At 46.1% G+C, this 13819-nt stretch carries 12 protein-coding genes; 4 read left to right on the top strand and 8 right to left on the bottom strand.

What is annotated here, in order from left to right; all coding sequences use genetic code 11:
- Positions 1-258: 258 nt before the first annotated feature.
- Together J2X05_RS19365 and J2X05_RS19360 are read right to left on the bottom strand one after the other, a co-directional pair.
- Positions 259-1065, bottom strand: a complete 807-nt coding sequence (locus tag J2X05_RS19365; RefSeq protein ID WP_310075701.1) for a hypothetical protein — start codon at positions 1063-1065, stop codon at positions 259-261.
- A 63-nt stretch (positions 1066-1128) separates the two neighbouring features.
- The gene (locus J2X05_RS19360) at positions 1129-1389 is read right to left on the bottom strand and encodes a hypothetical protein (protein WP_310075699.1); all 261 of its coding nucleotides are present in this window, start codon (positions 1387-1389) and stop codon (positions 1129-1131) included.
- A gap of 520 nt (positions 1390-1909) precedes the next feature.
- Between J2X05_RS19360 and J2X05_RS19355 the strand changes: the two genes are divergently transcribed.
- Both J2X05_RS19355 and J2X05_RS19350 read left to right on the top strand, forming a co-directional pair.
- Positions 1910-2893, top strand: a complete 984-nt coding sequence (locus tag J2X05_RS19355; RefSeq protein WP_310075698.1) for a DUF1852 domain-containing protein — start codon at positions 1910-1912, stop codon at positions 2891-2893.
- Between the two features lie 70 nt (positions 2894-2963).
- On the top strand, positions 2964-3995 hold the full coding sequence (locus J2X05_RS19350) for a methionine synthase (protein WP_310075695.1): 1032 nt from the start codon (positions 2964-2966) through the stop codon (positions 3993-3995).
- Positions 3996-4126: 131 nt separating this feature from the next.
- Here the strand turns inward: J2X05_RS19350 and J2X05_RS19345 are convergent, their stop codons facing one another.
- The 5 genes from J2X05_RS19345 to J2X05_RS19325 form a co-directional block, all read right to left on the bottom strand.
- The gene (locus J2X05_RS19345) at positions 4127-4819 is read right to left on the bottom strand and encodes a DUF1826 domain-containing protein (RefSeq protein ID WP_310075694.1); all 693 of its coding nucleotides are present in this window, start codon (positions 4817-4819) and stop codon (positions 4127-4129) included.
- 24 nt (positions 4820-4843) lie between these two features.
- Positions 4844-6004, bottom strand: coding sequence for an acetyltransferase domain-containing protein (locus J2X05_RS19340; protein WP_310075693.1), 1161 nt, complete (start codon positions 6002-6004; stop codon positions 4844-4846).
- 5 nt (positions 6005-6009) lie between these two features.
- Positions 6010-8136 (bottom strand): TonB-dependent siderophore receptor, encoded by a 2127-nt coding sequence (locus J2X05_RS19335; RefSeq protein ID WP_310075692.1) that lies wholly within the window; start codon positions 8134-8136, stop codon positions 6010-6012.
- 69 nt (positions 8137-8205) lie between these two features.
- Positions 8206-9426, bottom strand: a complete 1221-nt coding sequence (gene zigA / locus J2X05_RS19330; RefSeq protein WP_310075689.1) for a zinc metallochaperone GTPase ZigA — start codon at positions 9424-9426, stop codon at positions 8206-8208.
- A gap of 61 nt (positions 9427-9487) precedes the next feature.
- Positions 9488-9934, bottom strand: a complete 447-nt coding sequence (locus J2X05_RS19325; RefSeq protein WP_310075688.1) for a TraR/DksA family transcriptional regulator — start codon at positions 9932-9934, stop codon at positions 9488-9490.
- A 100-nt stretch (positions 9935-10034) separates the two neighbouring features.
- Between J2X05_RS19325 and J2X05_RS19320 the strand changes: the two genes are divergently transcribed.
- A complete protein-coding gene (locus J2X05_RS19320) occupies positions 10035-10520 on the top strand; it encodes a Fur family transcriptional regulator (protein WP_310075686.1) in 486 nt (161 codons plus the stop codon).
- A 1-nt stretch (position 10521) separates the two neighbouring features.
- Here the strand turns inward: J2X05_RS19320 and J2X05_RS19315 are convergent, their stop codons facing one another.
- The gene (locus J2X05_RS19315; protein ID WP_310075684.1) at positions 10522-12726 is read right to left on the bottom strand and encodes an alpha-glucuronidase family glycosyl hydrolase; all 2205 of its coding nucleotides are present in this window, start codon (positions 12724-12726) and stop codon (positions 10522-10524) included.
- A gap of 156 nt (positions 12727-12882) precedes the next feature.
- Between J2X05_RS19315 and J2X05_RS19310 the strand changes: the two genes are divergently transcribed.
- Entirely contained in the window at positions 12883-13800 is a 918-nt protein-coding gene (locus tag J2X05_RS19310; protein WP_310075682.1) for a transporter substrate-binding domain-containing protein, read from the top strand.
- Positions 13801-13819: the final 19 nt, after the last annotated feature.

Below are 13819 nucleotides of genomic sequence, written 5' to 3'. Positions count from 1 at the left end.
GACGATTTTAAATGCCATGGTGCGGGATAATTGCGAGTGGCAAGCAAGCTAAATTTGCGTTACAGGTATTGATTTTTTACCACAGTCGCTTGTTACAGTTGGACCATAAATACTTACGCACAGGATTGACCCACTCCATGCGCAATCTAAAATTTGAATGCCATAAAGAACCCGAGTTTTTGAATTAGAAAAAGTGTGAGGCGTAGCCTGTATGGAGCCTAGCGGAATACGGGGGGATGTATCTATTAAACAAAACTGCTAGCTAAGATATTCCCCAAACCAAAACTGAATCGCGTCTTGATTAAGGCCATATTTTGGAAGCCACAAATCAGCTGGAAACGGCCAATCAGATTTGGAGTAAGCAGAGTATTCCCTTTCGCTACAAGGCGTATAGGACTTGTACAAAGATTCATAATCTGGAACGTTTAAAATACCGCAATAGCCCATTGTTGTAATAATTTGCGCCCTCTCATTCTTATTCCCTTTGATAGAATTTTTTATAGCTTTTTCAGCATCGGAAAGCTTACCTTCCGTGAGCCCAGCTAACGAATCCAGAATATTTTCTATTATCTTGACATCGAAATCAGTAGATTTAGGCAGTATGACTTTCGAGAACAATGAAAGATCCAGATAAATGTAACTCGGCTGTAAGTGCCGAACCCCACCAAATTTATGTCGCTCAAAATTCAAAACATTAAGATCAATTAAGTTTGCAGCTGAAACTTCGGAACAAATAGAGCACGTAACCGAGCCTTCTTGCGTTATAAACTTATGAAGAGGCAGCTTGTACCCACAGGCAAAGCTACCTAAAGCAGATCTAAGATCTAAACGTCTGGTCGACAGACTTGATAAAAACGCATCAACTACTTGAGTCTTGGCTATTGAATTACACTGCGCTATAGCTCTTTGAATTATTTCATCATGATTAAGTGAAATATCATCAAACATAACACCCATTGTTTTAGCAAATTCAAAGTCTTCCTCAGGTACGGAATTTCTCTGCCAACCTTTTGCCGGAGACCAGTACTTGTCAAACAATATTTTTAGTGCGCGCTTTTCAGTCATGATTTTTGTTTATTACCTACAAATTACTTTTCAATAAAACCAATGAACGAAAGTAGAATTCTCTTAATTAACGTTACAAAGGCGGCGGCATGCAGTCATTAAACTCAGAAGCAAGTTCAAGCACTTCTTTCTGCATGGATTGCTCCCCGGAAAGAACAACTGCTTGCGATGCATTTCTTCGATTAGTTGTTTTGCCAATGGAATTCCTGCTGTAAAAGAGCAGCCCGCACCAGTAAAGAATACAAATGGTTTTTCGCTAACTTTGGCTTTACGCATAAATTCAGCCAAATCAGCAATATCATAATGTTGTGAAACTTTGTCCATTTTGCTCACACCTTATGGTAGTCCTGCGCGATCATATGACGAATACTCATAAAAAGACGATTTCGCGCCCTCTCTGTTTTTGCTGTATCGCAAAAATTTTGTTCCAAACCAGTAACCTGCCGACTAATTTTATTAACTAAGTTTCCGCCTCGGGCATATAGATGCGTCCCTATCTTTTGCTGTTCGCGAGCGCAATCTACGAGGTTGATTTCAGGTGTTATGTATAGACAAAACGAATACCGCCTACCAAGCAACCCAACAAAAACCTATTAAACCCGTTTACTCAAACAACCCTCTTACACCCGCAAGCACTTCGGGAGAATAACAAACGAGCAACCACATGACGATGGGGACCCGCTCATCACCTTAAATAGCACCACCCCGCCCACAACATGAATAATATTCACATTTTCATGAATTATTATCGTTTTTGTTCACTTTGGCATTCCAGTATAAAGACACCCTGTACTTAACCAGAGCCAACTTTACCCTTGCCTCTTAATCAGGTTGCAACATCACCATGAACAACGATTTTACTTTTAGCATCAACAGCATTTGTTTCGATGAGAACTATCATCCGGCAGACAATACGCGGGCAACTACCAACTTTGCCAATTTGGCGAGGGGAAATAGCCGGCAAGAAAACTTACGCAATGCGCTGAAGATGATTGACAATCGTTTTAATGCCTTGGCGCATTGGGATAACACCAAAGGCGATCGTTATTCGCTTGAGCTGGAAATTATTTCTGTGGAAATGGATCTTGATCGTGAGGGTAGTGGTGATTCATTTCCTGCAATTGAAATCTTGAAGACCAATATTCTTGATCGCTACAACAACAGGCGTATCGAAGGCATTGTGGGGAATAATTTTTCTTCTTATGTGCGTGATTATGATTTTAGTGTGCTGCTGTTAGAGCACAACAAAAACCAATCCACATTCAGCATCCCCGATAATTTTGGCGATTTGCACGGCAAGTTATTCAAGCACTTTGTGAATTCGACTACCTACAAAACGCATTTTAATAAACCACCGGTAATATGCCTGAGTGTTTCCGATAACAAAACCTATCGGCGCACTGAAAACCAGCACCCGGTGCTGGGGGTTGAATACCAGCCCAATGAATCCTCGTTGACTGAACAGTATTTTAAAAAGATGGGTTTGGCAGTTCGCTACTTTATGCCGCCCAATAGCGTTGCACCCTTCGCCTTTTATTTCTTTGGGGATTTGCTGGTGGATTACACCAACCTTGAGTTGATCAGTACCATTAGCACTATGGAAACTTTCCAGAAGATTTATCGGCCTGAAATTTATAACGCCAATGCGGTAGCGGGAGCCTTTTACAAACCCAATTTAAAAAATCAGGATTATTCATTAACCAAAGTGGTTTATGACCGCGAGGAACGCAGCAGGTTGGCGATTGAGCAGGGAAAATTTGCTGAAAAACAATTCATCAAACCCTACCAGAACATTCTTGAGCAATGGTCTGCCAAGTACGCGTTTTAATTCGCGCTTTGTCTGTACCTTTTATTGATCGCTTTTATCTATACCTTTTAAAAAGACAAGATTATTCACTATGAAAACATTATTGCCCACATCAACCGCTGGCAGCTTACCCAAGCCTTCCTGGCTTGCACAACCCGAGACACTTTGGTCACCCTGGAAATTGCAAGGTGATGAATTATTGGAAGGCAAACAAGATGCGTTGCGTTTGTCATTGCAAGAACAGCAACAGGCGGGTATTGATATTGTTGGTGATGGCGAGCAATCGCGCCAACACTTTGTGACCACCTTTATTGAGCACCTGAGCGGCGTTGATTTTGCGCAGCGCGAAACCGTGAGAATTCGCAATCGCTATGATGCGAGCGTGCCAACGGTGGTGGGCGATGTGTCGCGCCAGAAGCCTGTGTTTGTTGAAGACGCCAAATTTCTGCGCAAGCAAACCACACACCCCATTAAATGGGCCCTGCCCGGCCCCATGACGATGATTGATACGCTTTATGATAGTCACTACAAAAGCCGTGAAAAACTGGCCTGGGAATTCGCCAAAGTTCTTAACCAGGAAGCGAAAGAACTGGAGGCAGCGGGCGTTGATATAATCCAGTTTGATGAACCGGCCTTTAATGTGTTTTTTGATGAGGTGAATGACTGGGGCATTGCTACGTTAGAGCGCGCACGTGAAGGGCTGAAGTGCGAAACCGCCGTACATATTTGTTATGGCTACGGCATAAAGGCCAATACCGAATGGAAAAAAACGCTGGGGTCTGAGTGGCGACAATACGAAGAAATTTTTCCCAAACTGCAAAAATCCAATATCGATATTATCTCGCTGGAATGCCACAACTCGCGCGTACCAATGGAGCTACTTGAACTGATTCGCGGAAAAAAAGTGATGGTCGGTGCGATTGATGTAGCAACCAACACTATCGAAACACCCGAGGAAGTCGCCAACACCCTACGCAAAGCCCTGCAATTTGTAGACGCCGACAAACTCTGCCCCTGCACCAACTGCGGCATGGCGCCTTTATCACGCCAAGTCGCCCTCGGCAAACTGAAAGCGTTGAGTGCAGGTGCAGAAATTGTGCGTCAGGAACTCGCAGGTTTGTAGGTTGGGTCGCGCCGCACAGGCAGCCATGCCCAACATCTTGGAATCAAACTATATTGTTGGGCATGGCTGCCCAACCTGCTTTATACGCACTATTAATCAGCCCAGTAGTTAAAATGCTTGTGCACCGCTTTTTACAGGAGCTCGATTAAATCGCAAGTCACCACCAAACGTTTGGGTTGTTGGATGGACGGCGCTGGTGAGCGGTGAATAATGCCTCGCCCCTCATTACCCTCCCACAACTCGCCTTTGAATAAAGCCACATCACCCGCTGCCATGCGTTGGATGTGCTTTTCGCTTGTGGTGATTGCACCGGGTGTATTGATTTGGCTGGCAAACGCAGTGCCCAGGGCTGTGCGATTGGATAATTGATCGGGCAGCCATTCAGTGGCCAAACCGTAATAGGTGGTGATTAAGCGAATGGCGACATTATCGGTATGGAAACGCGGACACATAGCGTGTTCGAGCGTATTGATACGCAGGCCGAGAATTTTTGCATCAAACAAACAGCAACACATATCCAGCACTTGATGGATATCTGCATAAAACGCAGCAGCACTGACACGGGAATTTTGCTCGTTAATCAGTGCCGGCGGAAATACGCGCTGAATTTCTTCCATCAGCTGCTCGGGCGAGCCCGATAATTTCAGCGCAATGGTTTTGGATTTGCGCAGCAACTCATCCACATAACACTCAACCTCTTGTTGCAATTGGCGCTGCCAAATCGCAATGCTGATGGCGTCTTCATAGATGCGCGCGAGTACAGCGGGATCTTGATCGATTGCCCAATCGGTAGTGTTCATGGTGGTGTTTACGAATGCAGTCATCGCCCACTCCTGTGTTCATTCAGGCTATAAATATTTTATCCAGCTATAGTTTGAACGGCGCTTGTATGTTGCAAACACCGATGTTGGACAATACAACAGTAGCGTCAACACCACGCCGATTAACCAAATACTGTAAATAGAATCCACACCAAAATAACTACCCTGATTTGCACCAAACCAGGCAAACAACAGGCTGTAAATAATCAGCAACACATACAAATGCAGCAGGTAGAAAAACAAGGGGGCCGCGCCAAATTGGGATAGTACACTGACAAAACCAGCCGCGTTAAATCGCTCCAACCACACCAAAGCCAAGGCCATAACGCCCAGCGTAAGCAATAAGAAATCTAACGAGGGTGGATACTTGGTGAAATTAAAAAACGACATGAGCGAGTGCACAGGCGATGCAAATGTTTGCCATGGCAAGGTTTCACCATAGAGATTGAAACCACGCAAAACCAGGAGTAATAGCAAACTGCAAATCCCTGCGCTTATCAACCAGGTTGTGCGCTGCGCAGCAGGCATTTGCTTGTCAAACATTGGGCCCACACAATAACCTAGCAGAATCACACCAATCCAAGGCAATAACGGGTAGCTGACTTTTATGGCAATCCAATCGGTTTGTATCCAATAGTTGCGGTCATGCAAAATGGTCCACAGTGAATAGCCCCATTCATCCACTGAAAATTGAATGGGCGTGAGCAGATTGTGTAGCGCGATTATGCCAACAGCGAGAAGCCACTGGGCGATGCGCGGCATTTTTACCAGAAGCGCCAAGGCCAACATACTTAAACCAATTGCCCAGATCACTTGCAAATAAATCGTGTTGAAATTTCCCATCCAGGAAAAGGTGACTAGCGTGAATTCCAGCACGATCAATAACAGCCCGCGCTTAAGCAAAAAAATACTAACGCTTTCTGCACGCGCCGATTGTTGATACAACCAAGCCGACAAGCCAGTGAGAAAAACAAATATAGGCGCGCAAAAATGCGCGGCCAAACGGCTAGCAAATAATGCAGGTTCTGTGGATTCCACATCCATGGGATCACTCACCTGACGATGCAAAAAAAATCGCTCGCGCACATGGTCAAGCAACATGATCAACATCACCAGACCGCGCAGCGCATCAATGCTTTTAATGCGCTGCGAATCAGCGGTTTTTAATTCAATAACCGGCGTTGTCATCGCGATTAAAACTCAAACTTGACGCTTGCACGCACCGCGCGCGGCTCGCCCGGCAAAGTCCACAGCGGTGAGTAGGAGTTATACACATAGACTTCATCGAACAGGTTATCCACCACTAACTCGGCACTCACACCGCGTGTGATATCCATATCACCAAAGAGCGACACCAGCGTGTAAGACGGCAAACGGTAATCCGGATTCACTGTATCGCCCAAACGTGAGCTGATGTAACGCGTGCGAACACCCACGGATGCATTGCGTTGCGCAATTGAAAAAGATTGTTTGAGCGAGAGCATCAAGCTGTGATCAGGCACATTCACCAGCGGGCTGCCCTCTGGCACCAGTACACCCCAATCAATATTAACGCTGTCGGTAAGCGAGCGAGTATCCAAATACGCATAAGAAAGAATCATGCTCAGATCATCGGTAATATTTCCGGTCGCATCCAATTCGAAACCGGTCGAGCCCGCTTTGCCAAGTGCAGCAGAAAATCCGGCATTGACCGGATCGGTCGTTAGCATATTGGTTTTTTCTGCATCAAAAACCGCAGCGGTAATTTGCCAATCTTGCCAAAAAAGTTTTGCTCCCAACTCAACCGACTTGCTCTCTTCCGGATCAAAAGCGCTGCCATAGGCATCGGTTCCACTTTGCGGCACAAAGCCTTCTGAATAGCTTGTGTAGATATTCAGCCAGGGTGCCGCTAAAAATACCAACCCCGCACGCGGTGATACACGCGAATCCTTAGCGGTATTAAATTTGTCGGCGATTTGTTCATGAATTTTTTGTTCGTAATCATCCACCCTCGCACCGAGCAAAGCGCGCCAGCGAGTTGATAACTCCACCTGATCTTGTAGATAAATACCCACTGCCTTTTGTGTTTCCTGATTAGCATACAGTGGGTTCACAGTACCCGGCTGTGCAACACCATATTGCGGGTTATAGATATCCAATGCATAGCTGCCTTTAGGTCCACGATAGCGGCCAAGGAGCGTAAATAAATCATAATCATAAGCATCGACACCCAACATCAGATTGTGCGTGAGCAAACCTGTGGCAAGGCTGCCGCTCACTTCAGCGCGCACACTTAAATCCTCCGAGTCGTAATCGCGATAGCGGCGTTGGCGAGTGAGCAGGCCAGTGCCGTCATACAATGATTGGCGCCCGCGCGCCAATTCTGCATCGGATGAAAAACCATTTAATTCCGATTCGCGATAGCCAATACCCGATGTAAATGTCCAATCATTCGCAAGGGTTTGTTGATAAGTGAGTTGATGGCCGTTGGCCGAAATGCGTGTAAGCCCATCGCCCGGTTCACCCAGGTAGCGACTGCGCGGCACGGTTTCAAAATCATTATTCAATACAACATAACCGCGATCAAATAATTGATCTTGTTTGAGATACTCGGCCTCATACAACAGTGATGCGTTGTTATCAAACAGGTATTTGAGCGAAGGTGTGACTACTTGTTTATCGCTTTCCACATAATCGCGATAACTTTTAAAATCCTGCACGGCGCCATTAATACGCAACGCGAGTTTGTCGCTCACACCATTGGTGTAATCGCCCTCCAAACGGTATTGATCAAAACTACCGCCGGTCATTTTTACATAACCTTCTTGAGTAAACTCTGGCTTGCGCGTGATGATATTAATGGTTCCGCCGGGTTCACTGCGCCCATAAAGTGCGGAACCGGGGCCTTTTAATATTTCCACTTGTTCGATATTAGAGGTATCGCGATGACCACTGAAACCGCGCCCGGCGTTAAAGCCATTAATTAAATAATTCGAGGGCATATTTTCGTTGCCGGGAAAACCGCGCAGCGAAAAACTGTCCCACAATCCACCACCATCATTCTGGCGCGAGATGCTGGCGGAATAATCGAGCACATCCTGAAAACGGTTAATCGCTCTATCGGCAAACACAGATTGATCGATCACCTGAATGGCTTGCGGTAATTCAGCTGATGGCACATTACCGCGATAGGCCTGGTGACTGGTTACCAAAACCTCTTCAATTTCTTCGGGCGCGGCGGCAAACAATGCTTGCGACATAAAAAGCATTGGCGCAGAGATGCCGCAGGCAAGGGCAATAAGTGACTGTTTAGCAAAAATCGGACGAACAAATAACAACATCAACGTGATTCCACAATAATCAAAAGTTAGCCAAGGGGCGTAAATTCAGTTCTGCTTCCAGTACATGTGTCAGTGCGCGTGACCTTGCGTCCAGGTAGGAAATGGATCGGGTAATGTTTTCCAATACTCCTGGCCTTTTAATACTTCATCTTCGCTGAGCAAACATTTATCAAGCTGCGCGGTAACAAATTCTTTATCCAGATTTTGACCGATAAATACCAGCTCCTGACGCATATCGCCGAAGGGTTCTACCCATTTATCCATAATATAATTCACATGTTCTTCATCCTCTGGCCAACGCTCTTTGGGAATGGCCTTCCAGAACATGCCGGCGGCGCCGTGTTGCGCAATGCCGCCTGCCTGGCTCCACTGACCAGCCCACTGGGGGCGCGATGCCAACCAAAAAAATCCTTTTGAACGAAGTAACTTCCCTTTTACGGCTGGACTTGAGAAAAACGCATAAATTTTTTCCGGATGAAACGGGCGGCGCGCATGGTAAGAAAAACTGCTGATACCGTACTCTTCAGTTTCAGGTGTATGCTCGCCGCGCATTTCTTTTAACCACCCGGGCGCTTGCTGGGCTTTTTCAAAATTAAATTTTCCGGTGTTGAGCACCTTGTCGAGCGGTACATTGCCTCGCTCAACGGGAATAATTTCAGCATCGGGATTCAGTTTGGTTAAAATTGCATAGAGCTCTGCAAGTTTTTCTTTTGAAATTAAATCGGTTTTGCTGATTAACAATACATCGCAAAATTCAATTTGATCGACAAGTAAATCTGCCACGTTGCGTTCGTCATCTTCACCGAGGCTTTCGCCGGTTTCTTGCAGAGAGAGCGCATCGTAATAATCATTCAGAAAATTCACGGCATCGACAACGGTAACCATGGTGTCCAAGCGTGCGACTTGCGAGAGGCTCTGGCCGTCTTCATCTTCAAAGGTAAAGGTTTCTGCAATCGGCAAGGGCTCGGAAATACCGGTGGATTCAATCACTAAATAATCAAAACGCCCTTCTTTTGCCATGCGGTTTACTTCGACCAGCAAATCTTCACGCAATGTGCAGCAGATGCAGCCATTGCTCATCTCCACCAGTTTTTCTTCCGCACGATTTAATTCCACCTGATTTTGGATCAACGATGAGTCGATATTCACTTCGCTCATATCGTTCACGATAACCGCAACACGGCGGTTTTCGCGATTATTCAGAATGTGGTTTAACAGTGTGGTTTTACCGGCACCCAAAAAACCGGATAAGACGGTAACGGGCAGAAGAGTAGAGAAAAGTGGATTCATGACGGTTGCCTGATGTTTTTCAGTGTTGATTACGTTTGTTGTTAATTTGATGGATTGTTAATTAACTACGCTGCTTGGAAAAATTGCGTTCCAACTCTTCCTGGCGCGTTTTTTCTTCGGTGCTGTACTCAGTGGTCGGGCGAGCGAGTAAGCGCTCCAATCCGATCTCAACGCCCGAGGCTTCGCAGTAGCCGTAATCCTTACGTTCAATGCGATCCAGTGCTTTATCGATTTTGCGTAACAAAAAATATTCACGCTCTGCAATGCGCATCCGCTGACGGTTTTCCTCTTCCAACAATGCACGATCCAGCTCATCCGCCTCGGTCGATGGCGCCGCAATCTCTTGCTTGATGGTCTCTATGTGTTCGCTGGTTGCCTGTTTTAGCTCCAGTAATACCTGCCGAAAGAACGCCAGCTGCACATCATTCATGTAGTCAGCGGCAGGCATTTGCAGCAACTCGGCGGCGGTATGCGGCACGATGGGCGTAGAAGTCTTGGGTTTAGCCATAAATATCCTCTGGAACAGACACATTGAGATGTTATAATGTAACACAATAGACCACAAGGACAATTCTTAAATCGATAAAAACCAGCAGGAGCTAGGCCAAATGCAAGACGACCACTCCACAGCCGACTGGCAAAGCAAGGCGAGCCAAGCCGGCTCTGGCGCCGATATTTCTATGACGCCGAAACGGCTGGAGGTCTATACCACACTGCTTAGGGCTGGGCAGGCGCTATCGGCCTATGAACTTATTGACCAGGTTAACTTGAATTTTTCGCGGCAGCTTACGCCCATATCGATTTACCGGATGCTGGAGTTTTTAGAGCAGAAACATTTGGTGCGGAAACTGAAGTCAGCGGGGAAATATATAGCGATCAACCAGACCACTCAGGCCACCGACCAGCAAGTGTTACAGTTTTTGATTTGCCGCGAGTGCGGCAATGTGAAGGAGCTGGGGATAGACCAGCGCATATTGGTTGAGCTGAAGGCCTGCATCGACTCGTCCGGCTTTCAATTAAAAAATTGGGAGCTGGAGTTGGATTGTGTCTGCACCAACTGTTCAACACATGGTGGTGCAGACACACGCAAATAAATCACTTCAACACACGGCTCGAACTTGCGGGGTGCCAAGGCTCGGGCACATAGCGCGTACGCGCGAGAGCTTTGTAATAATCCAGATCGTGTTTCGGTTTTTCGTATCCCGCAGGAATTGGTTTGCCCGAAAAGGTTTGAAAATAAAGCACACAGGAATCGCGCCAAATAACCGCGTCGCGTTCCTGCACTTGTAATAGTGCTTTGACTTGAGCAAATCGCTCTGCATCCACATAGCCTTCCAACTTATCCCACTCGCGTTGCATGTGGCGCACTTGTTCAACACCTTCATAATATTTGTGCACCAGCTCGTCCCATAAAATGCGGCCAGATTTCATTTTGTGATCCCAACTCACATGATGGAACCACAGCATCATATCTTCCGGCACTGCATTTATATCACCATACATTTTCGCCAACGGTGCGGGGTATTGTGCAATAGCATTGGAGCCGGTTTTAGTGCGATCAAAACCAATGCCGTCTTTTGCGGCGCGGTGATAATAAATTGCGGTCCAATCAGGACGCTCTAGATTTGAAGTCCAAGGCGCTGGGCCGTAGTGGTCGCCTTGCGAATACAAATGCGTAAGCCCTAACGGCGAGCGATAATTCACTCCTGCTTCACGCGAGATCATCATCATATCTTTAACAGGATCGATAAATTTTTGCTCGTTAGAAAAGGTCATGCGCAACCATTCTTCTGCGGCAGCTTCGGCGGAGATGTCGTGATCCCAAGCCATACGCCCAAAGGCATACCAGCTGGATTGCACAAACGGATGCCCCGTCCAATTGCGGTCAGTACCGGGGTTAATTACTGCCGCCATACCGGTGCGCTTGGTGTTAAATACTTTTCCTTCCAAAATATTGCCGATGGTTGAGCCTTCACCTTTTACATAGGTTTCGGTGCGCAACGATTCTTCAAACAATGGGCCTTGATAAGCAAGGTGTGTGGCAAAACCAAAATATTCTTGTGTGACCTGGAATTCCATCATCATGTTGGTTTTTTCCATCGCGGAAAATAATGCGGAATAAGGTTCGCGCGGTTGGAAATCGATGGGGCCATTTTTGACTTGCAGGATGACGTTATCCGCAAATTTTCCATCGAGCGGTTTAAATTCATCGTAAGACCCGCGAAAGCGGTCGCCGATATCCGGGCTGTAAACAAACGCACGCCAAAACACTACACCGCCATAAGGTTTCAATGCAGCGGCGAGCATATTTGCACCGTCGGCGTGATTGCGGCCGTAATCCTGCGGGCCTGGCTGACCTTCGGAATTGGCTTTTACCAAATAGCCGCCAAAATCCGGAATATATTCATAAACTTTTTTGGTGCGGTCTTTCCACCATTGTTGCACGCGTGGATCGAGCGGGTCCGCTAAATCCAAATCGCCAAAGGCGCGCGGCGAATTGTAATTGATCGATAAATAAACCTTGATGCCGTAAGGGCGAAATACGTCAGCAAGCGCCGCAATTTTTTGCAAAAACTGGTCGCTCAATACACGCGGATCCGCATTTACATTATTGAGTACTGTGCCATTGATCCCGAGCGATGCATTGATGCGCGCATAATCAATATAACGCTGGGATTTATGCTCAGGCAACGTGCCCCAATCCCATAGCGACAACCCAGCGTAACCGCGCTCAACTACACGGTTTAAATTATCCCAATGATTGATGACGCGATGCTGTAATTTGGGAGCGCTGGCGATGGAAATGTTAGCGAGCGATTGCTGGGTTTGAATCAAACGCAGCAAATGAAAACTGCCGTAAAGCACACCCACATCCGAATTTGCGGCGATAACGGTGACCGGGCGTTTATTGATGCGCGTCTGCTCAATTAAATAGCCTTCATCACCCAATACAGCCAAACGATCACCTAACTGCAGCGACGCAATAAGCGGAGAAGTGGCAGGCGTACCCACTACCAATGACTGTTTGGACAATTTTTTATTAGTGATGGCGACAGGTTTATCCAACAAACCACTTAAACCGCGTTGTAGCTCGGCGGCTGCTACACTCAAACCGGGTGTAACACCTTCAACCAGAATCTGGTTGAACTGCTGCTGATAGGTTTTGCGCAATGTATTGTCTGCCACTTGCTGATAACGCAACCACATGTCATAGCCATCTTCAGCATTGCTGACTTGCGCAGCTCCGGCAAGAAAAAACACCCACAAAATGAATAGATTGGTAAAGAATCGTCTGGACACCTGTATCTCCACATGGATTATTCTTAAATAACTGCTATCTTATAGTCACAACAAATATAACACTGGTATACAAGAACACAACTTAATAAATGTAAAGGATCGCCCCAGTGCAATAACACTAAAATCATCCTTAACACTCTTTATTTCGGTCAAAAAATGATAAAAATTATTTCTTTATGCCTTATTTTTCTGGCTAGTATCCATGCCTTTGCAGCTGAGCAAACCATCCGCGTAAACGATTTCAGTGACCCCAACGCCGCTTATGCCATCAAAATGCTCAAGCTGGCGATTGATCATAGTGATAACCCCAACTACAAAATAGAAGTGATCAAAGAAGATTTCACCCAGGCACGCGTTAATGAAGAAGTGCGCTCCGGTGGCTTGCTGGATTTGTGTTGGGCATCGTCTGATGCAGAAATTGAATCACAGCTGCGTCCAATTCGCATCCCACTCTTTAAAGGTCTCTTGGGTTACCGCATTTTTATTATCAATAAAAATAATCAAGCCAAATTTGATCAAGTCAAAACCCTGGATGATTTAAAAAAACTCACTATTGGCCAAGGCCGTACCTGGGCGGACGGTCGCATACTGGAGGCCAATGGTTTTAACGTTATCAAAACCAATAAATACCCCAGTCTATTTTACATGGTTGAAGGCGGCCGCTTTGATGGATTCCCGCGCGGTGTACACGAACCTTTTGGTGAGCTTGAAGCGCGCCCCACCATGGACTTGACCGTTGAAAAAAATTTGATGGTCTACTACCAAATGCCATTTTATTTATTTGTATCGCCCAGCAACCAAACACTGGCCAAAGATTTGGAGACTGGTTTTGAGCGTGCGATTGCCAATGGCGAGTTCGATAAAGTCTTTTACGGCGATAAATCCATTCAGGATGTGCTGCAAAAAGCCAATATGAAAAATCGCAAACTATTTAAATTGGAAAATCCACTCCTATCGAAAGAGACACCCATTGAACGCAAAGAGCTCTGGTTTGATCCGCAATCGATACCCGATAACACCAGTCAGACTTCAAACAACAACGCTAATACCAATCGAATTACCAGCATCGAATAATCAACTGATATAAGAGGAA

Origin of the sequence: Cellvibrio fibrivorans, assembly GCF_031457055.1 — a bacterium.
GTDB lineage: Bacteria > Pseudomonadota > Gammaproteobacteria > Pseudomonadales > Cellvibrionaceae > Cellvibrio > Cellvibrio fibrivorans.
This window is presented reverse-complemented; position numbering and strand designations above follow the sequence as displayed.